We start from the raw sequence: 21,978 nt of genomic DNA, 5'->3' as shown, positions 1-21,978 counted from the left end.
TTATTAGTACGTTTGTACCCATAATAATACTATGCTACAAGGAGAAGAGAATTTAAAGTTACTTACCGAACCTAAGAAAATTGTAATCACGACTCATCATAAGCCTGACGGCGATGCTTTAGGCTCATCTTTAGGTCTTTACCACTGGTTAAAAAAGAAAAATCACGAAGTACACGTCATCGTTTCATCGGATTTCCCTACTTTTCTGGATTGGTTACCGGGACGTAATGCCGTTATATCTTATCCTGAAAATCCGGAAACATGTAAACAACTACTGGATGAAGCAGAGATTATTTTCTGTTTAGATTACAGCGCACTCTCCCGTACTAATATTTTAGAAGAATATATTCGTGCGGCTTCAGGACAAAAATGGATGATAGATCATCACCTGGATCCCGAAGATTTTGCTCAATTAACCTATTGGGATTCAAACGCAGCCGCCACAGCACAGTTAATTTACACCTTCATTGTGGATATCCTGGGAGGGAAAGAATTAATCGATGCTAACATTGCGACCTGTCTATATGCAGGCATCATGACAGATACAGGCTCTTTTCGTTTTCGTTCTACCACATCAGCCGTACACCATATTATCGCTAATCTGATAGAAGCAGGTGCCCGCAATTGGGAAATTCACGAGCAGATCTACAATAGCTCTACCGAGAGGCGATTGAAGTTTTTGGGCTACTGCCTTTTAAATTGTCTGGAAGTAATTCCCGAATACAATACAGCGCTATTTTCCATTAGCAAAGCTGATCTGGCACAATTCGAAATCAGCACCGGAGATACAGAAGGTCTGGTCAATTATGCCCTTTCTATAAAGGGGATCCGACTTGCTGCACTAATTGTTGACAGAACCGAATTAATTAAACTATCTTTGCGGTCGATCGGCGAGATTCCTTGCAATGAAATATGTAAAAAATACTTCAATGGCGGTGGACATCTGAATGCCTCAGGCGGAAGCTCCAACGAAGAGCTTACGACTGTAGTACACACATTTAAATCTATTTTACCAAAATATAAAGAACTATTAACAACGTAAATAAGTAGTATAAATAAAAATGAAGAAATCAATTCTATTTCTATCTGCAGCGGTATTATTATCTGCTGCTTCATGCCAAAACTTTAAGAAAGGTGATGGTGGTCTTGAGTACAAAATCGTTAAGGATGCAGGTGCAGAAAAAGCTGTCGGTGGCGATTTATTGTCGGTCGATATGATAATCAATTCTGACAGAAATGACTCATTATTAAATAGCACTTACGATATGGGCTTACCTCAAATCGTAAATATTGCGCCTGATTCAATCCCTGGTTTATATGCCGGAGATTACAACTCCATGTTCAAGATGTTAGGCGAAGGTGATAGTGCTGTATTTCGTCTAAACTTAGACACAATGGCAGCTAAAACAGGTCAACCAAAACCTGAATTTGCAGACAAATTCGTAACCTTTACCGTAAAGGTTAGAAAACACTTTAAAAAAGGGGAATTAACAGATTCAGCTCTTTACGCTGACATAAACAAATACTTCGAAGCAGAGATAGAAGGTTTGAAAAATGGAGAAGAAGGAAAAATCACGGCTTATATCTCTTCCAACAAATTAGAGCCTAAAAAAACAGCTTCTGGTTTACAATACATTGTTAAAGAAGAAGGTAAAGGCGATAAACCAGCTTTAGGAGATACCGTAGTGGTTCATTACACTGGTAAATTAACTAATGGAACGGTGTTCGATACGAGCGATCCTGTGTTAGCTAAAAAAGAGAATCAATTCAATCCGATGCGTCCTTACGAACCTATTCGTTTCAGCATCGGGAATGATCCGGTTATTCAAGGTTGGACAGAAGGTCTTCAATTATTAAACAAAGGCAGTAAAGCTACTTTTATCATTCCTTCATCATTGGGCTATGGCGAACGTGGTGGCCAAGGTAAAATAGCTCCTTATGCGCCATTGGTATTCGAAATTGAATTAGTCGATGTAATAAAAGGTACAGGAACTGCGGCAGCTCCTTCATTTCCTGACCAAATATCCAATGAACCGTTAAACTAGTTTTAAAAGATTCAACCGGATAACGTAAACGCGATTTCTTTATAAGGAATCGCGTTTATTTTTTTCCTTACCCGTCTGGTCTCGGGTTTCAGATAAATCATGTTATTAGTAGAGATATTGCCGAATTAAACCTAGACAGCCCCACGGTCAATGTCGTTAAGTTAGCACGTTTTGTCATCCTGACGAACGGAAGCCTGCCTGACGGCAGTCAGGGATCTGTAAACTATATATTCCCTATATGGCGAACAGATACTTCAGCAAGCCTCAGTATGAACAACTAGCAGTTGAGCTCTTAACTTAACGACATTGGCTCCGCGGTGATAAACAAAAAAGGCGATGAAGAATTTCATCGCCCTAACTATATATCTTTAAATTAGCTGAATTATCCGTTGGATAACGCTGCTGCACCGGAAACAATTTCTGTTAATTCGGTTGTAATCGCAGCTTGTCGTGCTTGATTGTAAGACAATTTTAATGCCTTCAACAAATCACCTGCATTCTCAGTTGCTTTATCCATTGCCGTCATCCGCGCGCCATGCTCGGAGGCGTTGGAGTCTAATACCGCTTTATACAATTGGATTTTAATAGCCTTAGGAATCAATTCTTCAATTATCTTTTCTTTGGAAGGTTCGATAATGTAATCCAATTCTACTACATCCTCGTTCTTTTGCTCAGGCAGAAGAGGCAACATTTGCTCTGAAGTCAAAATTTGAACAGCTGCATTGCGGAACTGATTGTACACAACTTCTACACGGTCGATATTTCCCGCTTTGAATTCATCCATCACATATTCAGTCACCTTAGATACATTTTCAAAATCTAAATTATTGAATATATCATTGTGATTACCGATTACGTTGAAATTACGTCTTGAAAAGAAATCATGACCTCTCTTACCAATAGCGATAAGGCTTACATCCCCTTTGGCAAACTGATCTGCATATTTGGAAGCGATCAAATTATTTGTTGCTTTAATGGCATTTGCATTGAATGCCCCCGCAAGACCTCTATTTGAGGTAACAACAATAATTAACACCTTGGCAGGCACACGATCTTGTGTGAAAGGAGAATCATTCCCTTCAACAGAAGTAGAAACTTGAGCCAAAATATCTCTTAGCTTATTGGCATAAGGACGTAATTGCACGATTGCATTAGTTGCACGTTTCAATTTCGCTGCAGACACCATTTTCATTGCTTTGGTAATCTGTTGCGTCGATGTTACCGAGGTAATACGGTTTCTAACTTCTTTTAAATTTGCCATACTTTATTCGTGGGTACCAAGTACAGTGTACTGAGCTATGTACTCGACACACTATACTCAATACGCTATACTAACTAATATTTTGAAGATAATTCTTTTGCTACAGTTTCTAAAACATCTGTCAACTCATCTGAGAATTTACCGGCTTTTAATGCGGATAATACTTCTGGATGACGTTGCTCCAATTGTGTTAAATACTCCTCTTCGAATTCTCTAACTTTATCTACAGGTACATTACGCAATAGTCCTTTCGTACCGGCATAGATGATAGCTACTTGCTTCTCTACAGATACAGGTGAGAACTGTCCTTGCTTCAAGATCTGCACATTACGGATACCTTTATCCAATACGGATTTTGTAGCGGCATCCAGGTCTGATCCAAATTTAGCGAATGCTTCCAACTCGCGGTATTGTGCCTGATCTAACTTCAATGTACCTGACACTTTTTTCATGGATTTAATCTGTGCATTACCCCCAACACGTGATACCGAAATACCTACGTTGATTGCCGGACGAATACCTGCATTGAACAGATTAGACTCTAAGAAGATCTGACCATCCGTAATCGAAATAACGTTGGTAGGGATATAAGCCGATACGTCACCTGCTTGTGTTTCGATGATCGGTAACGCTGTTAATGAACCTCCTCCTTTTACCAAATGTTTGATGGATTCAGGTAAGTCGTTCATATTTTTAGCGATAGCATCGGAAGAGTTGATTTTTGCAGCTCTTTCTAACAGACGGCTATGTAAATAGAATACATCGCCCGGATATGCCTCGCGTCCTGGAGGACGTTTCAACAATAATGACACCTCACGATACGCCACAGCTTGTTTTGATAAATCATCATAAACGATCAACGCCGGACGACCTGTATCCCGGAAGAACTCCCCGATAGCAGCACCCGACATTGGCGCGTAAAACTGAAGTGGAGCAGGATCAGCAGCAGAAGCTGCTACAACTACGGTGTACGCCATAGCGCCAGTCTCTTCCAGCGTGCGAACGATGTTCGCAACGGTAGAATTCTTTTGACCTACAGCAACGTATATACAGAAAACTGGTTGCCCAGCATCATAAAACTCTTTTTGATTGATGATCGTATCGATACAAACCGCAGTTTTACCGGTTTGACGGTCACCGATGACCAACTCGCGTTGTCCACGACCTACAGGAATCATCGCATCGATAGCCTTTATACCCGTTTGAAGAGGTTCAGTTACCGGTTGACGGAAGATAACACCCGGAGCTTTACGCTCGATAGGCATCTCATACGTATCACCCAAGATAGGACCTTTACCATCAATAGGTTGACCTAATGTATTTACTACACGTCCCAACATGCCTTCACCTACTTTAATAGATGCAATACGGCTTGTACGTTTAATTGTATCGCCTTCTTTAATTTCGTCAGAAGGACCTAAAAGTACGACACCTACGTTGTCTTCTTCTAAGTTCAATACTATACCTTGTAATCCATTAGCAAATTCAACCAACTCGCCTGATTGAACTTTTGTTAAGCCGTAAATACGTGCAATACCGTCTCCTACTTGCAATACGGTACCCACTTCTTCCAATTCGGCCTCTGACTTAAAGCCTGACAATTGCTCTCTTAGAATTGCCGAAACTTCATCTGGTCTTACCTCTATCATTTTAAATTCGTATAAGGGGTTTTAGATTCTATTACTTTTATTATTCGCCGAGGTGTTAAATACCTTGACTACTAAAATGTCTTTCTAACTTATTCAATTTACCGGCGATACTTACATCAAGTTGTCTATCGCCTACTTTTACCACAAAGCCACCGATCAACGCCTCATCCACCTTATTGGTAAGGATGACTTCTGCATTGATCTCTTGTGCGATCTTAGCTTTTAGGGACTGCAAATTAGCCTCAGATAACGCAGTTGCTGAAGTCACCTCCGCTTTTACGATGCCCTTTACTTCATTGTATTCGCGGATGAACTCCTGCGCTGTAGCGTACACGAGCTCACTACGCCCTTTTCTAACCATAATATTAAAGAATCCTAATATTTCAGGGCGTACTTTATCTTTAAATAGAGCTTCTAAGATACTATTCTTTTTATCTGTTTTAATGATAGGATTACCTAAAACAGCTTGCAACTCAGAGCTAGATTTTATCAAAGCGACAATTTGTTCCATATCAACTTTAATAACTTCTAAACTTCCTTGTTCTTGTGCTAAATCAATTAGTGATTTGGCATATCTTGAAGCAACTTTGAATACTGACATACGTTAATACTTAATTTGCGTAACCAATTAGTTTAATTTCACATCTTTCAACAAGTCTGCCACTAGTGCCTCTTGTTTCCCTTGGTCTTCAAATTCTGTTGTTAACACTTTACGTGCAATCGCTAAAGATAATGCAGATACTTGACCTTTCACCTCGGCTAATGCTTTTGTCTTTTGGTCCTCGATCTCACGTTTTGCTTGTTCAATGAGTTTTGCACCTTCGGTTTGCGCGGCTACTTTTGCCTCGGCTACAATTTTGTCTTTTAATTCTTTAGCTTCTTTTAAGATTACATCGCGCTCAACGCGTGCTTCTTTCAAAAGCTGCTCATTTTCATTTGTCAAACGAGCCATCTCCAACTTCGCTTTTTCGGCAGAAGCTAAAGCATCAGCAATACCACTTTCACGCTCTTCTAAAGCATTAACAATTGGTTTCCAAGCAAACTTGCCCAGCAAAAAGATAATAACCAATAATACGATTAACTGCCAAAAGAACAAACCGTATGAGAACTGATTAATTAATGCATCCATTATATATAGTGTAAAATGTTAATTTTTTAATTCTTGTCATTTTAATGAAACACAATCTGCAACCAACCGTTGCAAATTGTGTTGTACTTTGCTATTGATTATTTACCTAAAAGTAAAGCACCGAATGCTAAACCTTCTAGTAAGGCACCAATAATGATCATCGCAGTTTGAATTTTAGATGTTGCTTCTGGTTGGCGAGCGATAGCTTCCATTGCAGAACCACCGATTTTACCTAAGCCAATCCCTGCACCGATTACGATTAAACCTGCTCCAATTAAGTTGTACATAATAATTATTTTATAAAATTTAACAAAAATTCTGATTAATGATGCGTATGTTCTTCTACAGCCATACCAATAAATAACGAAGATAACATCGTAAAGATAAAGGCTTGCAAAAACGCTACAAACAATTCAATCACCATAAGGAAACAAGTAAGTATCATTGAAACACCTATACTTCCGCCTACGGTTAATTGATTTTGTAATAAATAAACGATAGCTATTAATCCCATGATTACCGTGTGACCGGCTGTGATATTAGCAAAAAGACGCACCATTAACGAGAAAGGCTTGGTAAACATACCCAACACTTCAATAGGTGCTAAAACGAACTTAAACGGAACAGGCACTCCCGGCATCCAGAAGATGTGTTTCCAATAATCTTTGTTCGCTTTGATATTGGTAACAAAAAAAGTGAACAGGGCTAAACACAGCGTAATGCTGATATTACCCGTCACGTTGAATCCAAGTGGCGTAAGTCCTAACAAGTTTAATGTCAGGATCAAGAAGAATACCGAAAGTAGATACGGCATAAATTCTTTATAACGGTGTCCGATATTTTGAATCGCCATCTCATCACGTACATACAGTACCAATGGTTCTAGCACACGACCGATGCCCTTAGGAATGGCATTAGCTCCCTTTTTATACGTGTTTGCGAGACTTAGAAAGCCCCAAAACAATAAAATTCCGGCTAAAAACAATCCTACTACATTCTTTGTAATAGAGAAATCCAATGGTTTTGCATTCGTCGGGTGGTGGTGCTCATCGTAACTCAATATGCCCGAAGCATCTGTCTTGTAAATTTTACCGTGGTATAATTTATAAAACTCTCCTCCTTTTTCAACGATATGCTCACCATGGTGAAATTCTCCCGAAGAGAATATTTTCAACCCGCCATCAATCAAAATCACCGGAAGCGGAAAACCATAATGTTTACCTGCTTTTTTATCACTGAATAATGAAAAATAGTGGTCATCTTCCAAGTGATGCGCTATATACGCATTGATTTCTTCTTCTTGCGTCTTCGGCACATCTTCATGCACATCATCCGCTGCTCTCAGACTGAAAGGGTTAACAGTAAAAAAAATCACTGTAAATACTAAAAGTGTTCTCTTAAGACTCACCATTTTAACTAACGTTGAATAATGAAAAATTTTGCGCAAAAATACAATTTTATTTGGCATTAAATACCTTTTATTGAAACTTTTTATAAAAATACTTTACCTACTTATTTCAGCCTTCATTTATCACTTTGAAAGCCACAAAAACATCAAAAAACAAGAAAACAAAGAATACCACCAGGAAATTATATTCGATAAAGTCATTTTCAAATTTATTTAAACCGTCCTGAATAAACAGATAACTCGCTATCGCCTTGACCGTCATCACGCCAAGAAATACAAAACCAACATTTTTCGGCATTACCCTTTGCCCCAGCAGAATAACAATTGTAACAAAAAATGAAGCTATAAATCCAAAAAAATATAACCCTGCCAAGGAATAACCGGATTGTGCCCAATAGTGCTGCACGCCCTTTTCTGCCAATACAAAATGATGAATACCATAGGTACTCCCCGCGACAGCTAACAACAAAAGAATATATTTTAAATATTTATTCATGCTTATTTATATAATTCACCTGTCTGATGAATTGATAAAGTGAGATTACCACCCCCAACATCGTAAGTCCTTTCATCCCCCAGTTTCCTTCAACTTGACACCTACCATCCAACCAGGTACCCAACCAATAAAAAGCATAAATAGTCACCCCCATCTGCACAGGCATACTGGCAAAAACTAACCATTTATTGACTTTTTTATCTGGTGTTTTCGTTTTCAAAACATCAAGTTGATTGCCTCCTCAAAATAAGTAGCAAATATAGTTATTTTAAACATACATTTGTCAATATAAATTACAACTGACTATTTCCCCATTCTTTATTTGGCTTATTGCCTAATTCAATGATTAAATGTCCTCCCTTTACTACTTCTGTATGTGGAATCTTGAACGATCGATAATCAGCTCCATTGAAAGTTACCTTCTGAATATACACATTATCCGGAGCATTATACTTAGTTTCAATTACAAATTCCTTCCCTGAATAATAACGACTGTCGAGTTTAATGCGTACCTTATCGAAAATAGGTGAAGTAATCTCATAATGGGGATCTGAAGAGGCTCCCCCTTGTACGTCAAACAAGCCGATAGCCATCAGTACCCCTAATGCGCCCATTTGCCCTTGATCTTCATCGCCGTTGTAGCCTCCATAAGGACTTATATCTCCGAAGACTTCTTTCTTTATCCTTCGTACCCAATATTGCGTAAGCCAGGGCGCTCCCGCATGGCTGAACAAGTGTGCCAGATGAAGGGAGGGCTGATTTTCATAGTCAACCCAATTCTCGGCATGCTTGCCGTGATCGGTAATAAAATTAGTTGAAGAAGCAAGCTCAAATTGCGTATTCAACTTTTGCACGAAAGCTTCATTACCGCCCAAAAGAGCGATCAACCCACCCATATTGTGCGGTACATAGTACGTAAAAATAGCCGAATTGCTTTCTACAAACCCAGGCATATTAAACCCTTTGCCAACGGGTGAAAAATCTTTTAACCAGGAACCATCTAGCGTGCGGGGCCGCATCCACCCTTGACTTGGATCAAAGAGGTAACGATAGTTGAATGATCGGGCTAAATATTTCTTATAGTCTGTTTCTTTGCCCATTGTTTTTGCAAATTGGGCCATACACCAATCTTGATAAGCAAAGTAAAGTGTCAAGGCTGCGCCTTCACTGTGCATAATCTTGGGCAGGATACCTTCGGGAACAAAGCCTTTATCAATATAGTGTTGCATATAATTATTAGGTTTTGTCGCATAGCCTACGTAATCGCGAATACCTCCTGGTTCCGAATTCTTAATACTTCCGGCATAAGCCCCTGCTACATCAAAATCCCGTATACCTTTATTATATGCTGCCGCAATCAAGGGGATAGCTTGATCTCCAACCATGACATAAGTATAATTGCCACCGCTGGGACCTCGAGCTATTAAGCCCCCATTATGATAATAATCAACCAGCGTAGACACAAATTCACTCATTACTTTGGGATAGGCCAGCGACCACAGGATATTTAAATTAAACTCCGCTCCCCAAAAAGCATCTGAATTGTAGGTATTTCGCAGTGGTTTGCCATTTGACAACGGCACTTGCCTGATAATGGATTGCTCCCCGGTATTGTCAACATACTTGCCATTTACATCAGAAAAAGTATGCCGCCCAAGTAAGGAATGCCAGAGATCGGTGTAAAACTTAATCCTTTCTTGCTCTGTTCCTCCTTCGACGCTGATCTTACCAAGTTCATTTTCCCACTCCCTGTACGAGTCTTGTACAATGTCATCAAATCGCCAATGCGCCAGCTCTGTACTCAGATTGAGATGTGCCTGTTCGACGCTGACATACGAAATACCGACCTTCATCAACACGGTACCGGCCTTAAGATGTCCGAATGTAACATACCCACCGATATCTTTACCTTCAATCACTTTCTTTTTTACTAAAACTTTCTGACCATTAACCTTTTCCCAGCCCCCAAACTCACTGAAAGATTGATCAAACTGCGCTACAAAATATACCGTAATCGGCTTTCGCCTTCTGCCAGTCGCTGACATCACGGCATAACCGCTCACCTCACGATTTGAAATCTGGTTTATGGATGCCATATCTACAGATCCGTGCGCAAGGAATGCTCCTATATCAAATAAAATATTGGCCTTTTGACCTTTTGGATAGGTGTAACGGTGCATCCCTACCCTTGAAGTTGAAGTCAGCTCTGCATCAATTTCATAGCGATCTAACACTATCTTATGATACCCGGGTTTAACGATTTCTGTTTCATGTGTATATTTGGACTTGTACACTTCCATGCCTTTATGTCCCAATATTTCTCCTGTCGTTGGAAGGACCGGTATACCGGATAATTGCCAACAGTGTACATGGCTAAAGCTTCTGACTTCTGTCGAATCATATTGATACCCGGAATTCCATGATCCTCTGACTGACATATCCGGACTAAGGCTCACCATTCCAAATGGCCGTGATGCGGACGAAAAATAGAACCATCGCGACTTATGTGTATCGATTTGGGGCCGTACACAGTCGACCAAAGGGTATTTAGAACTCTTTTCCTGTGCAACCACAAATTGAAAAGATAGCAAAACAAAAAAGTGCAAAAATATTATTCTCATCATAACTATTTAACATACAACATGCAACTAACCATTTACTTACTCGCCTGCTTTTAACTCTAAAATTTTTTGACCTATTTTAATCTCCGGATACGAAAAATCATCTCCTAACAGCATCTTGATTTCAGAAGAAGATTTACCTTCATTTTTTTGCAGGACATCTAGTATTTTTTCCAATTTATCCTGCGCAATGAGATCCTCGGCATCGATCTCTTTTCCAACAAAATTAATTAAATGCCCATAGATAGTTCCCTCTACCATACCACGTTTATCCGCAATCTGTTTAATATCAAATCCGTCGAGATACATATCCAGTGAGACTTGCTTTGTATCCGTATCTTTTTCAGCAACTTCTTCATTGATAGAGACAGAATCATCTTTGACTTTTTCTATTTTCAGAGGTACTTCTTCCAGATCTCCATCCTGTGTCAAGGCTTGTGCAATGGTGAGACAATGTTTCAAAACTTCATGTTTACGCTTAAAATCCAACAAAAGTGCTTTCAACTCCTGAACATATTTCTTCGTCCGCTTACGGATTTGCCAGTCTTCAATATGCTTTTGAGTAGCGTGGATAAGATCTACCTCCATCTTGGGCAAAAACCAGTTGACCGCCGATTGTGTCCGCTCACATATTTTATCATAATCCAAGGCTTCAGTATCTGACAACATGTTATACAATTGCGTAACGAATTTATGGGCCACCTGCTCCTGTCCTTTGATCTTCAAGGTCAGCTCTTCAAAAAACTGTACTGCCCCGGCTTTATTGTCCACATTTCGTTCGACCAAACTATCAGACAGTTCTATGGTTGCTTCCGTCAGCGTATTAAACCGGAAACTCTGAAGAAGTATTTGACCAAGATATCCACGTTGACATTGCTTCAATACGTCCACGATGTCATCTTCCTTCATCAAACGCTTCATAAAATCAACCACTTGATAATCTGTCCGTATGGAATGGGGTGATATCTTAGACCGCAGCACCAAACCTTCAAGCCCCGTCAATCTACTTAAAGCAACATAAACTTGTCCTGCGGCAAAAGAAGTTCCTGCATCGATAATTGCCTTTTCAAAGGTCAAACCTTGGCTCTTGTGAATCGTTATGGCCCAAGCTAGCCGTAGTGGAAACTGCGAGAAGGTACCTAGTACTTCTTCTTCTATTTTGTCTTCGCCTTTGTTGTATTTGTATTTTATGTTTTCCCAGGTTTCACGACGAACCACAACATCTTCCGAACCGTCCTTGAATCCTACAATAACTTGATGCTTATCCAACTTCAATTCTTTGACAAAGCCTATTTTTCCATTAAAGAATTTCCGATCCTCTCCAACATCATTTTTGATGAACATCACCTGAGCTCCCTCTTTTAGGGCAAGGGTTTCTTCTGTCGGATACGCCCCTTGCTGAAAATCATCCTTAACAATAGCCTTTACATTGTGCATTTTGCCCGACAATTTCAGCAGTTCTTCTTGATTAATCTGATCTGCCAACCTGTTATGAGAAGTTAGGGTGATATACTGCTCATCGTGAGAAGGTTTAAAGTCTTCTTTATAGTGTCCGTTTAATGCGACTAAATCGTCACCCGAACATATATTGTTTCGAATATTATTCAATATGGAAATAAATTCATCATCATTCTGACGGTAGATTTGCTGCAATTCTAACATCACCAACGGATTGCCCCGCAACACCTTTGCATCAAAGAAAAACGGACTCGTGTAGTGGTCACGAAGTACATGCCATTCATTATCTCTGACCACAGGGGGCAACTGATAGAGATCTCCTATAAATAGAACTTGTACTCCTCCAAATGGACGCATATCTCTACGGACAGATTTCAATATGACATCAATAGCATCTAATGTATCCGCACGCACCATCGAAACCTCGTCAATGACCAAAAGTTCCAATTCCTGAAGAATGGCCCTACGTTGTTTGGTTAATTTAATCGTGCTAAAAAGTCGGTTCTTATTGTAGATGTGATGATCGGCATCATCCCACTTTAACGGATAATCTGCTATAAAAATACCAAATGGCAACCAAAATAAAGCATGCAAAGTTGTACCTCCGGCATTCATTGCGGCTACACCTGTGGGTGCTGTAATGGCCATTTTTTTATAACAGTGCTCACGAATATATTTTAAAAAAGTAGTCTTACCTGTTCCGGCTTTACCCGTCAGGAAAAGGCTCTGATTTGTCTGATTGACAAAAGCTACAGCTTGCTTAAATACTATATTGCTATGATCGTAATTAATAGATTCCATATTCACCTACGAAGGTACGATTTTTCGAGATTCATCCCCTCCGGTAGGATTGATGTTTTCCGGATTTCAGGTATCTAAGCGAATAATGAGATTTTATCACTATTTATGCCCCAGTTTTATTTTTGATTATGAAATTTTCAAAGAATGTATTATCTTCATCGTCACTATAAATCAATTAGCCATGACATATATAGATAAAGGCGAACTATTCAGCCAAATTGAAAAAAAAATCACTGATCAGGGATTTGCTATCGAAAATACCGATCAAAATAGACCATGGGGTGGATTCTTTGTGATCAACGAAGATCAAGCACAGCAATTTGCAAATGAATATTTTGAGGGTTTAGATATACAAGATCTAAGAATATCAGGAAAGTTAAGTCCAAAAATTTTAATCGTAGGCCCAAACAAACGCCTCTCCTGGCAATATCATCATCGCCGGGCCGAAATTTGGCGTGTAATACGTGGCGAAGTGGGTGTAGTAACCAGTCCCAATGATGATGAACACGAACTTAAAATACTCAAGGAAGGTGATACTATACGCCTCAGCCAAGGTGAGCGTCATCGCTTAGTGGGATTAGGTGAATTCGGTGTCGTTGCCGAAATCTGGCAACATACAGATGCGTCTAACCCTTCTGATGAAAGCGACATTGTACGTGTGCAAGACGATTTTGGCAGATAGTTGCTCACGCAAAATCCCAACATCAAAAACCATAAATAAATGCAAATTTTCACTGCTATAACTACTATTTATTAATGATTAAACAGAAATTTGTAAAAACGACAGCAGTTTTGATTTTCATATTTATGGTTTTTGATTCTTACGGCCAGCTATACTGCTACGGTGAGAATGTGTATGCTCCTCAACTTATCAAAACCAATTTCCTTACCCTTCCCTTTAAAACATTTCAACTCCAGTACGAAAGATCTGTTAAGCCTAAAACTTCTATAGGGTTAAGCTTTTCTTTCACGCCAAACAGAAGTCTGCCGTTTCAAGATTTATATATAGACAGAATTGAGGACGAAAATGGCAGAAAAACCCTTGAGGAAGCTAAGGTGAACCGCTTCTCTATTCAGCCCGAAGTACGTTTTTATTTTGGCAACAATAATACATTCACGAAGTTTTATTTTGCACCGTATCTTAAATATTCGAGATACATGCCTTCTTTTCAGCTAAATTACGACTATATCGACAACACCAATAACCTATCAGATATAGTTGTTCCAATTAAAGGGCCAATCAACACCATCAGCGCCGGCTATGGGATTGGTTTACAATATAACATTTTTAAAGCTTTTTATCTGGATTGGCAAATTGTCGGCAATCATTACGGATATGCTTTTGGCAAGGTCTCCGGAACTGCTTCTCAACCTCTATCCCAAAATATTCAGGATGATATAAGCAGAACACTACAACAGCTAGACGACATTCCGGTTTACAAATTTGATTACCATGTTGATGAGCGAATTGTTGAAGTAAGACCAAACGGTCCTATTTTTGGCCTGACCATGGGACTATCAATCGGGTACCGATTTAGATAGCTCATGTTAACGGCTACTTCGTATCCCTGTTTCTTGTTCATAGACTATTTCTACAGTTAAATAAGATCTATTCTTTAACAGAATAGCATACAGTTTATCATCTATTTTTTTATATTTTTGTCAGGTTCTTAATTGTGTTAACAAATGACTACATATAACGAAGATAGTATCCGATCACTCGACTGGAAAGAGCATATTCGCTTACGACCGGGAATGTATATTGGTAAACTTGGAGATGGATCTGCCTATGATGATGGTATCTATGTGCTTTTAAAAGAGGTAGTAGACAATTCCATTGATGAATTTGTGATGGGAGCAGGTAGGACTATTGACATAACGGTCAATGACAATAAAGTTACCGTGCGCGACTTTGGCCGTGGTATTCCTATTGGATCAGTAGTAGACGTAGTATCTAAGATAAATACCGGAGGTAAATACGACAGCAAAGCGTTCCAGAAATCAGTAGGTTTAAATGGTGTAGGTACAAAAGCCGTAAATGCGCTTTCATCCCAATTTACAGTACAGTCTTATCGCCAGGGTGTAACTCGTATTGCACAGTTCAGCAAAGGAGAACTGGTCGACGATGAACAGAAAGAAACGACACAACGTAACGGAACAGCTGTAACGTTCTATCCGGACGACAGTATATTCAAACATTACAAATACAGAGTTGAGTATGTTGAGAATATGATCTGGAACTATGTTTTCTTGAACTCAGGGTTAACGATCAATTTTAACGGCCAAAAATTCATTTCTGAAAATGGATTAAGGGATCTGTTAGAACGAAACGTAGAAACAGATTCCATGCGTTATCCGATTATCCACCTGAAAGGGGAAGATATTGAGATTGCGATGACGCACGGTCAGCAATATGGTGAGGAATACTATTCATTTGTAAATGGTCAGCATACGACCCAAGGCGGTACACATCAAGCTGCCTTCCGTGAAGCGGTCGTAAAAACAATTCGTGAATTTTACAAAAAGGAATACGATGCCTCCGATATCAGGGCATCTATCATAGCTGCAATAGCCATCAAAGTACAAGAGCCCGTTTTTGAATCACAAACAAAAACAAAATTAGGTTCCCAAAGCATAGGCCCTGATGGCCCTACTGTCAGAACGTTCATAAACGATTTCGTAAAGAAGGCTTTGGACGACTATTTACGTAAAAACTCGGCAACGGCTGAAGCCTTACAAAAACGTATCCTCCAATCTGAAAGGGAACGTAAGGATATAGCCGGCATTAAAAAATTAGCGAACGAGCGGGCAAAGAAAGCTTCTTTACACAATAGAAAACTACGTGACTGTAAAGTACATTTCGGTGACAAGCATGAACGGACACAAGATACGACACTCTTTATTACAGAGGGAGATTCTGCGAGTGGGTCGATTACCAAATCACGCGATGTACAAACCCAGGCTGTATTCAGCTTAAAAGGAAAGCCGTTAAACTGCTTCGGATTAACCAAAAAAATTGTTTACGAAAACGAAGAATTCAACCTCCTACAACATGCCCTAAATATTGAAGATGGCTTGGATGGATTACGCTATAACAATATCGTAATCGCTACAGATGCCGATGTCGATGGCATGCACATTCGGCTGCTGATGATGACATTCTTCCTTCAGTTTTTCCCTGATCTGGTAAAAGCAGGGCATGTATCGATTTTACAAACACCTCTATTTAGAGTCCGTAACAAAAAAGAAACTATCTATTGTTATTCTGACGAGGAAAGACAACGGGCAATTTCTAAACTTGGTGGAAAACCGGAGATCACACGCTTCAAAGGATTAGGCGAAATCTCACCTTCCGAGTTTGGTTTATTTATCGGCGACGACATCCGGTTAGAGCCTGTCATCTTATCTAAGGAAAATAAACTTCAACAATTGTTGGAATATTACATGGGTAAAAATACACCAGACAGGCAAAAACATATTGTAAATAATTTACGTGTAGAATTAGACCTTGAAGAGGAACTGGCCTTAGCAAAAGCTGCTCAACAAGCGAGTTAACAATTATATCCAGTTAAAAGCAAGGAGAACAGACAACCTAAAACCATGCAAAACCAAACTTTAATTCTTATCCAGTGCAGGGATGCCGTCGGATTAGTAGCCGGTATTGCCAATGTAGTCGCCAAACATGAATTAAATATCATCACCATGCGTGAATACGTAGACGAAGAAAGTAATAAGTTTTTCGTACGGGTGGTATGCTCCGGTATGTTAAGCTCTGAGGCAACGTTGATGCAGGACTTGATGTTACAATTACCCAAAAATTCAACGATATCACTTTCTCCGGCTCAACGCAAAAAAATAGTTGTACTTGTTACCAAAGAGCACCATTGCCTTGCCGACATTTTAGTCCGAAACTATTTTAACACCTTACAGGCAGAAGTCTTGGCGGTGGTAGGTAATTATGAAACGCTAAAAGAATTTACCGAAAAGTTTGACATTCCCTATCATTACTTGTCTCATGAGAATAGCTCCAAAGAGGAATTCGAGGGCAAATTAGCAGAAATTTTAAATCCCTATCAGGCAGACTACATCATACTTGCCAAGTTTATGCGCATATTATCACCCGGTTTTGTGAAGCAATTCAAAGGTAAGCTCATTAATATTCATCATTCCTTTTTGCCGGCATTCATCGGGGCTAATCCATATAAGCAGGCACACGACAGAGGCGTTAAGATCATCGGAGCTACAGCACATTTTGTGACAGATGATCTGGATGAAGGACCGATTATCGTTCAGAATACGAAAACCATTGATCACAGTTACGACCTGCACAGAATGAAAACCGCAGGTAAAGAAATTGAAAAAGCCGTTTTAAGCAGAGCAATTCAACTTCTTACCGAAGACAGAGTGATGCTTAACGGGAATAAAACGATCGTTTTCAAGGCTTAAACTCCGACAGGTATCATGGAAAAGTGATGTCAATCACCTTTATAAGCTTTTGCAGTTATTTTTTAATCGCAAAATTTTAGGGTATTTGCGTCCCATAATTAAAATTTAATGGGACACTCTTTTCATATTCCGGTTCTGGGCTTAGCTTTCTCTATAGATAGCCCTATTAAAGTGGCTAAATTTGGCATTTCTTCCGTCATTTCGATTGTTGATGATGAACTAATTGAGCGCATCCGTAAGTATTATTCCGAATTACACGACAAACCTTACACCCCAATTTTTAAAACAGAAGATGATGCGCGTGCACGCCGTATTACTTCTTACTTAGATCTTGTACAGGATTTAGTAGACGAACAGGTAGACAGACTACAGTCTGCAGAATTAGATCAAGACCAGGAATTAAATCAATATTTTGAACTTCTGCCGGATAACAGTGAAACAAAAACACTGTACCTGGCTATAAAAAAAGAAAAATATGATGAAAACAGAAAAGATAAAACACGCTGCTTAAAACAGAAAATGGTCATTGGGGATATCGATGTCAATATCATGTCCAAGGTAGATAAAATCAATGTGGACAATAAGGGGAATACATTAGAAGAACAATACTCCGATGCTTCGGCCGCTCTAAGAGGATTCGCAAACAGTAAATTATCTTCATCTGTGATACTGTCTGCGGGAATGAACCCTAGATTATACAGTTATTTAGCCGAATTGGAACAGTTTCGCCCAGACAATGTCGGTAAATTTCTCAAGAAGATTACGTTAAAAGTTAGTGATTACAGATCTGCTTTTATTCAAGCTAAATTTTTGGCAAAAAAGGGAATCTGGATCTCGGAATTCCGAATCGAATCGGGTTTGAACTGTGGTGGCCATGCATTTGCGACCGATGGCTTCCTGCTAGGCCCTATCCTGGAAGAATTTAAAGCGCAACGAAACAACCTCACGCAAGAACTATTCCCAATCTATCAGCATGCGCTCGCAGAAAAAGGGATCCAAATCGATCAAATACCTGAGGTAAAATTCACCGTGCAGGGTGGTATTGGAACCGCAGCTGAGCAAAGTTTCCTTTTAGACTATTATGGTTTAGACCGTACTGGTTGGGGATCACCATTTCTATTGGTTCCTGAGGCTACTACTGTAGATACACATACCTTAAATACATTAAGTACAGCGGAAAAGGATGATTTCTACATTAGTGGTGCATCGCCGCTCGGTGTTCCATTCAACAATTTTCGAAAAAGTACAGCAGAACAACAACGATTACAGCGCATCGCAGATAATCGCCCCGGAAGCCCCTGTACCAAAAAATACCTGATATCTAACACGGAATTTACAGATGAGCCTATTTGTAGCGCCTCCCGGGCTTATCAACACAAGAAGCTAAAGGAACTCAAATTGAAAAACCTAGATACCGAAATCTATACAAAAGAATACAACAAGATAACTGAAAAGGTATGCTTGTGTGAAGGATTAGCTTCTTCGGCTTACTTAAAATACAACATCACTAAACCAAAAGAAAACAAAGCGGTGGCAATCTGCCCGGGACCAAATACGGCTTATTTCAAAGGTCCTTACTCATTATTTGAAATGGTTGACCACATTTACGGACGCCGGGATTTATTGGCAGGGGTGAAACGTCCGTCGCTTTTTATCAATGAGCTAAATCTTTACGTGGATTATATACGTACTTATGTAGAAACCAACCTCAATGATGTTAATGATAAAAAAGAGAAATACCTCACTAAATTTAAGCAGCAATTGCATGAAGGCATCGACTACTATAAAAATCTTAAGGACAAGATTTCCGCATTGTCGAATAATGTGAAACAAGATCTTTTGACGCAACTAGCTGAAGCGGAAAAGCAATTGAAATCCATTGAATTTATTTCAACAAAAGAACTCAGCGAAAATAATATTTATTAATAAACGGGCTGGGCTGCCTCCTATGTTTGTAGCATGCAAATGTAGGAGGCAGCCTCTTTATTTCTTCTTTGTTTTTCGGAATTTCCCAAATACACCTAATGGCAATTTAGGACCTGCTGTAGCCTGCAGATACAACTCCCCTATTTCCAGATTGGCTACCTGAGGGAACGAAGTCCGAATCAAATTCTCTACAATGACCGATGAAAACCCAAGTGAATAGGTATTCAAAATAAGGAAATGCTCTTCCGGATCCAACAGCTGAACGACATCCTGCATCATTTCCATGATATGGTCTTCCAATTTCCACTTCTCTCCTTTAGGACCATGACCATAAGCGGGAGGATCCAAGATAATACCGTTATATTTATTACCCCTTTTGAGTTCTCGCTTTACAAATTTCAGTGCATCTTCGACAACCCAACGTATATTATCCACGCCAGAAAGTTCTTGGTTCTCATTCGCCCAAGTCACGACCTGCTTTATCGAATCCACATGTGTCGTATCTGCTCCTGCAGCTTTGGCTATTAACGAAGCTCCTCCTGTATACGCAAAAAGATTTAACACCTTAGGCTGGGATGTTTCAAACGATTTTACACTTTCGGATATATAATCCCAATTAACAGCTTGTTCGGGAAAGATGCCCACATGCTTAAAAGAAGTCAATCCCAAGCGAAATTTGATCGCAACGTCCTTATTTTTATATTCAATATGCCAGCGATCTGCCGTTTTCGGATTTTTCTTTAACCATTCGCCACTAGTCGCTGATCTTCCTTTGAATTTGATATGGTATCTTTTATTCCATTCTACATCGCCCAACGTCTTTGGCCATACGGCTTGAGGTTCCGGACGAATTAAGATTAGGTCACCAAACCGCTCTAATTTTTCAAAATCTCCACAGTCGATTAGTTCATAATCCTTCCAGTGCTGCGGAGTAAGCAATTGAATAGTTGTAATTTCAGACAAAGTAATTGTTTTTTTTGTGCAAAGATAGATGTTAGATATGATTATTTATTATTTATTTCATCGTTTCCCGGGCAGCTTTCATCAACGGACTTGCGAATACAAAGTCATTAAGTTCTTTCACATCTGATTTGAGCATGTCTTTATTAGATCCTTCCCAAAATTTTTCACCTTGATGAAGAAACATTACATATTCGCCTATGCCCATAACAGAGTTCATATCATGTGTCACCACAATAGTCGTAGACTGATACTCTTCCGTCAAATCCTGAATTAACTCATCTATTAATATTGAAGTGGCGGGATCTAATCCCGAATTGGGTTCATCACAAAACAAATATTTTGGACTCATGCTAATGGCACGCGCAATGCCTACGCGTTTTTTCATCCCCCCCGATAATTCTGCAGGAAACAGGTTATTCTTACCGGCTAAGTTAACCCGCTCCAAACAAAAATTCGCCCTATCTATTTTTTCAGCAAGACTCATTTTGGTAAACATGTCCAATGTAAACACAATGTTTTGCTCCACTGTCATAGAGTCAAATAGTGCCGAGTTTTGAAAAAGCATCCCAATTTCCTTCCGAATAGGCACTTTCTGCTCAAAATCCATCTTTGTAAACTCGTGCTTACCAAAAAAAACTTTCCCCTGATCCGGCTGATGCAAACCTACTATACATTTGAGAAGTGTACTTTTACCTGACCCCGATCCTCCGATAATCATACTCACTTTACCGGGTTCATATACCGCATCTATTCCATTCAATACTCGATTATCACCAAAAGCTTTATGTATATTCTGTATCTCAATCATAATTTCATCCGTAAATAATTTTAATTCACCATCCAGATGGAATGTACCCTGCTTTTATAAAAGTAAAGCAGTAATGACATAGTCACTTGCAAGGATAGTGATGCACCCTATAACTACTGCTCTTGTACCTGCTTGCCCCACTTCCAAAGCCCCCCCCCGCACGTGAAACCCCTTGTGAGCAGGTACAGAAGTAATGATAAAACCATAAATAAACGCTTTAACCATCGCTACCACCATTGTAAAACCCTGAAAGGATTCTCTGATTCCAATAATGTAGTCGCCGGCACTGACTGCTCCTGTCAATGAACCACCAAGCAACCCACCTACCAGGGCACAAAAAATGGCAATAATAACTAAAACAGGCATCATCACTACCCCGGCTATTATTTTAGGAAGAATGAGGTATCCGGCGGCATTGATTCCCATGATTTCCAAGGCATCAATTTGTTCGGTGACCCGCATGGATCCGATTTGGGAAGAAATTGACGACCCTACTTTTCCCATGAGAACCAAAGCAGAAATCGTTGGTCCCAGTTCCAGAATATTGGAGTCACGGTTAATCTGCCCGATAATTGAATTAGGGATTAAATCCGAGACCAATTGAAAGGCAATCTGCATCGTCATTACGGCTCCGATAAAGGTAGATATAATGACAATCAAGCCAAGAGATCCAACACCGATTTCATTCATCTCATGTAAGATCTCTTTCCAATAAATTTTCCACTTCTCCGGTTTCTTGAAAACCTTCTTTAGCAGTAGCAAATATTCACCAAAATGATAAAAAAACATATAACTTCTTTACGGTTTATGCTAAAATACATATTTAATAATAGTATACCCCAATTTTTTGAGGATTTGTTCCTTTGCCTCCTTAATTCACTTACCGAGAAAACCATTCTCTTTACCGAAAATCTGATTCGAATAGCCTAATTCGAATAGAATAACCGTACATATAGCGCTATTTTTG

At 39.5% G+C, this 21,978-nt stretch carries 20 protein-coding genes; 7 read left to right on the top strand and 13 right to left on the bottom strand.

From position 1 onward, the window contains the following. The first annotated feature begins 31 nt into the window (after positions 1-31). Together E4F24_RS05020 and E4F24_RS05015 are read left to right on the top strand one after the other, a co-directional pair. Positions 32-1,042 carry a DHH family phosphoesterase gene (locus E4F24_RS05020; RefSeq protein ID WP_140937560.1) on the top strand — a complete coding sequence of 337 codons (1,011 nt, stop codon included), beginning with the start codon at positions 32-34 and terminating at the stop codon, positions 1,040-1,042. Between the two features lie 19 nt (positions 1,043-1,061). Beyond that, a complete protein-coding gene (locus E4F24_RS05015) occupies positions 1,062-2,045 on the top strand; it encodes an FKBP-type peptidyl-prolyl cis-trans isomerase (RefSeq protein WP_140937559.1) in 984 nt (327 codons plus the stop codon). A gap of 382 nt (positions 2,046-2,427) precedes the next feature. On the opposite strand, the gene atpG is transcribed toward E4F24_RS05015, so the two are convergent. From atpG to E4F24_RS04965, 10 genes are all read right to left on the bottom strand, one after another. Further along, on the bottom strand, positions 2,428-3,306 hold the full coding sequence (atpG, locus tag E4F24_RS05010) for an ATP synthase F1 subunit gamma (protein WP_140937558.1): 879 nt from the start codon (positions 3,304-3,306) through the stop codon (positions 2,428-2,430). A gap of 74 nt (positions 3,307-3,380) precedes the next feature. Beyond that, a complete protein-coding gene (atpA, locus tag E4F24_RS05005) occupies positions 3,381-4,955 on the bottom strand; it encodes a F0F1 ATP synthase subunit alpha (protein WP_140937557.1) in 1,575 nt (524 codons plus the stop codon). Positions 4,956-5,010: 55 nt separating this feature from the next. Beyond that, positions 5,011-5,556 (bottom strand): ATP synthase F1 subunit delta, encoded by a 546-nt coding sequence (gene atpH / locus E4F24_RS05000; protein WP_140937556.1) that lies wholly within the window; start codon positions 5,554-5,556, stop codon positions 5,011-5,013. 27 nt (positions 5,557-5,583) lie between these two features. Next, on the bottom strand, positions 5,584-6,084 hold the full coding sequence (locus E4F24_RS04995) for a F0F1 ATP synthase subunit B (RefSeq protein WP_140937555.1): 501 nt from the start codon (positions 6,082-6,084) through the stop codon (positions 5,584-5,586). 98 nt (positions 6,085-6,182) lie between these two features. Further along, on the bottom strand, positions 6,183-6,371 hold the full coding sequence (gene atpE, locus E4F24_RS04990; RefSeq protein ID WP_136819682.1) for an ATP synthase F0 subunit C: 189 nt from the start codon (positions 6,369-6,371) through the stop codon (positions 6,183-6,185). A gap of 35 nt (positions 6,372-6,406) precedes the next feature. Then, positions 6,407-7,459, bottom strand: a complete 1,053-nt coding sequence (atpB, locus tag E4F24_RS04985; RefSeq protein WP_235891148.1) for a F0F1 ATP synthase subunit A — start codon at positions 7,457-7,459, stop codon at positions 6,407-6,409. Between the two features lie 142 nt (positions 7,460-7,601). Beyond that, positions 7,602-7,988, bottom strand: coding sequence for a hypothetical protein (locus E4F24_RS04980; protein ID WP_140937554.1), 387 nt, complete (start codon positions 7,986-7,988; stop codon positions 7,602-7,604). Continuing rightward, entirely contained in the window at positions 7,981-8,208 is a 228-nt protein-coding gene (locus tag E4F24_RS04975; RefSeq protein ID WP_216629128.1) for an AtpZ/AtpI family protein, read from the bottom strand. The genes E4F24_RS04980 and E4F24_RS04975 overlap by 8 nt, the downstream gene beginning before the upstream one ends. 73 nt (positions 8,209-8,281) lie before the next feature. Continuing rightward, positions 8,282-10,612, bottom strand: coding sequence for a GH92 family glycosyl hydrolase (locus tag E4F24_RS04970; RefSeq protein ID WP_140937553.1), 2,331 nt, complete (start codon positions 10,610-10,612; stop codon positions 8,282-8,284). Positions 10,613-10,648: 36 nt separating this feature from the next. Then, positions 10,649-12,868: a helix-turn-helix domain-containing protein gene (locus E4F24_RS04965; protein WP_140937552.1), complete on the bottom strand. Its 2,220-nt coding sequence runs from the start codon at positions 12,866-12,868 to the stop codon at positions 10,649-10,651. 181 nt (positions 12,869-13,049) lie between these two features. On the opposite strand from E4F24_RS04965, the gene E4F24_RS04960 reads away from it, so the two are divergent. The 5 genes from E4F24_RS04960 (at position 13,050) to E4F24_RS04940 (ending at position 19,240) form a co-directional block, all read left to right on the top strand. Further along, a complete protein-coding gene (locus tag E4F24_RS04960) occupies positions 13,050-13,550 on the top strand; it encodes a cupin domain-containing protein (protein WP_140937551.1) in 501 nt (166 codons plus the stop codon). A 74-nt stretch (positions 13,551-13,624) separates the two neighbouring features. Further along, positions 13,625-14,410, top strand: a complete 786-nt coding sequence (locus tag E4F24_RS04955) for a DUF3575 domain-containing protein (RefSeq protein WP_140937550.1) — start codon at positions 13,625-13,627, stop codon at positions 14,408-14,410. A gap of 144 nt (positions 14,411-14,554) precedes the next feature. After that, a complete protein-coding gene (locus tag E4F24_RS04950) occupies positions 14,555-16,423 on the top strand; it encodes a DNA topoisomerase IV subunit B (RefSeq protein WP_140937549.1) in 1,869 nt (622 codons plus the stop codon). A 45-nt stretch (positions 16,424-16,468) separates the two neighbouring features. Beyond that, a complete protein-coding gene (purU, locus tag E4F24_RS04945; RefSeq protein WP_140937548.1) occupies positions 16,469-17,314 on the top strand; it encodes a formyltetrahydrofolate deformylase in 846 nt (281 codons plus the stop codon). A gap of 108 nt (positions 17,315-17,422) precedes the next feature. After that, a complete protein-coding gene (locus E4F24_RS04940; protein WP_140937547.1) occupies positions 17,423-19,240 on the top strand; it encodes a hypothetical protein in 1,818 nt (605 codons plus the stop codon). A 57-nt stretch (positions 19,241-19,297) separates the two neighbouring features. Here E4F24_RS04940 and E4F24_RS04935 read toward each other — a convergent pair whose 3' ends face one another. The 3 genes from E4F24_RS04935 to E4F24_RS04925 are packed head-to-tail and all read right to left on the bottom strand — an operon-like array spanning position 19,298 to position 21,800. Then, positions 19,298-20,203, bottom strand: coding sequence for a class I SAM-dependent methyltransferase (locus E4F24_RS04935; protein WP_140937546.1), 906 nt, complete (start codon positions 20,201-20,203; stop codon positions 19,298-19,300). A gap of 52 nt (positions 20,204-20,255) precedes the next feature. Next, positions 20,256-21,011: an ABC transporter ATP-binding protein gene (locus E4F24_RS04930; RefSeq protein ID WP_140937545.1), complete on the bottom strand. Its 756-nt coding sequence runs from the start codon at positions 21,009-21,011 to the stop codon at positions 20,256-20,258. Between the two features lie 54 nt (positions 21,012-21,065). Beyond that, entirely contained in the window at positions 21,066-21,800 is a 735-nt protein-coding gene (locus E4F24_RS04925; RefSeq protein WP_140937544.1) for an MlaE family ABC transporter permease, read from the bottom strand. Between the last annotated feature and the right edge of the window lie 178 nt (positions 21,801-21,978).

The sequence above is a fragment of the Sphingobacterium lumbrici genome, assembly GCF_006476045.1.
GTDB classification, from domain to species: Bacteria; Bacteroidota; Bacteroidia; order Sphingobacteriales; family Sphingobacteriaceae; genus Sphingobacterium; species Sphingobacterium lumbrici.
Note: the sequence above shows the minus strand (reverse complement) of the source record. Positions and strands in the feature narration are given on the sequence as shown.

Bases quoted from the DNA above. Each gene is read 5' to 3' on its own strand.
- E4F24_RS04955 (WP_140937550.1), top strand. From the start codon at position 13,625: ATGATTAAACAGAAATTTGTAAAAACGACAGCAGTTTTGATTTTCATA.
- atpA (WP_140937557.1), bottom strand. From the start codon at position 4,955: ATGATAGAGGTAAGACCAGATGAAGTTTCGGCAATTCTAAGAGAGCAA.
- E4F24_RS04965 (WP_140937552.1), bottom strand. From the start codon at position 12,868: ATGGAATCTATTAATTACGATCATAGCAATATAGTATTTAAGCAAGCT.
- E4F24_RS05015 (WP_140937559.1), top strand. From the start codon at position 1,062: ATGAAGAAATCAATTCTATTTCTATCTGCAGCGGTATTATTATCTGCT.
- purU (WP_140937548.1), top strand. From the start codon at position 16,469: ATGCAAAACCAAACTTTAATTCTTATCCAGTGCAGGGATGCCGTCGGA.
- E4F24_RS04940 (WP_140937547.1), top strand. From the start codon at position 17,423: ATGGGACACTCTTTTCATATTCCGGTTCTGGGCTTAGCTTTCTCTATA.
- E4F24_RS04995 (WP_140937555.1), bottom strand. From the start codon at position 6,084: ATGGATGCATTAATTAATCAGTTCTCATACGGTTTGTTCTTTTGGCAG.
- E4F24_RS04980 (WP_140937554.1), bottom strand. From the start codon at position 7,988: ATGAATAAATATTTAAAATATATTCTTTTGTTGTTAGCTGTCGCGGGG.
- E4F24_RS04960 (WP_140937551.1), top strand. From the start codon at position 13,050: ATGACATATATAGATAAAGGCGAACTATTCAGCCAAATTGAAAAAAAA.
- E4F24_RS04950 (WP_140937549.1), top strand. From the start codon at position 14,555: ATGACTACATATAACGAAGATAGTATCCGATCACTCGACTGGAAAGAG.
- E4F24_RS05020 (WP_140937560.1), top strand. From the start codon at position 32: ATGCTACAAGGAGAAGAGAATTTAAAGTTACTTACCGAACCTAAGAAA.
- E4F24_RS04925 (WP_140937544.1), bottom strand. From the start codon at position 21,800: ATGTTTTTTTATCATTTTGGTGAATATTTGCTACTGCTAAAGAAGGTT.
- atpH (WP_140937556.1), bottom strand. From the start codon at position 5,556: ATGTCAGTATTCAAAGTTGCTTCAAGATATGCCAAATCACTAATTGAT.
- E4F24_RS04970 (WP_140937553.1), bottom strand. From the start codon at position 10,612: ATGATGAGAATAATATTTTTGCACTTTTTTGTTTTGCTATCTTTTCAA.
- E4F24_RS04930 (WP_140937545.1), bottom strand. From the start codon at position 21,011: ATGATTGAGATACAGAATATACATAAAGCTTTTGGTGATAATCGAGTA.
- atpG (WP_140937558.1), bottom strand. From the start codon at position 3,306: ATGGCAAATTTAAAAGAAGTTAGAAACCGTATTACCTCGGTAACATCG.
- atpE (WP_136819682.1), bottom strand. From the start codon at position 6,371: ATGTACAACTTAATTGGAGCAGGTTTAATCGTAATCGGTGCAGGGATT.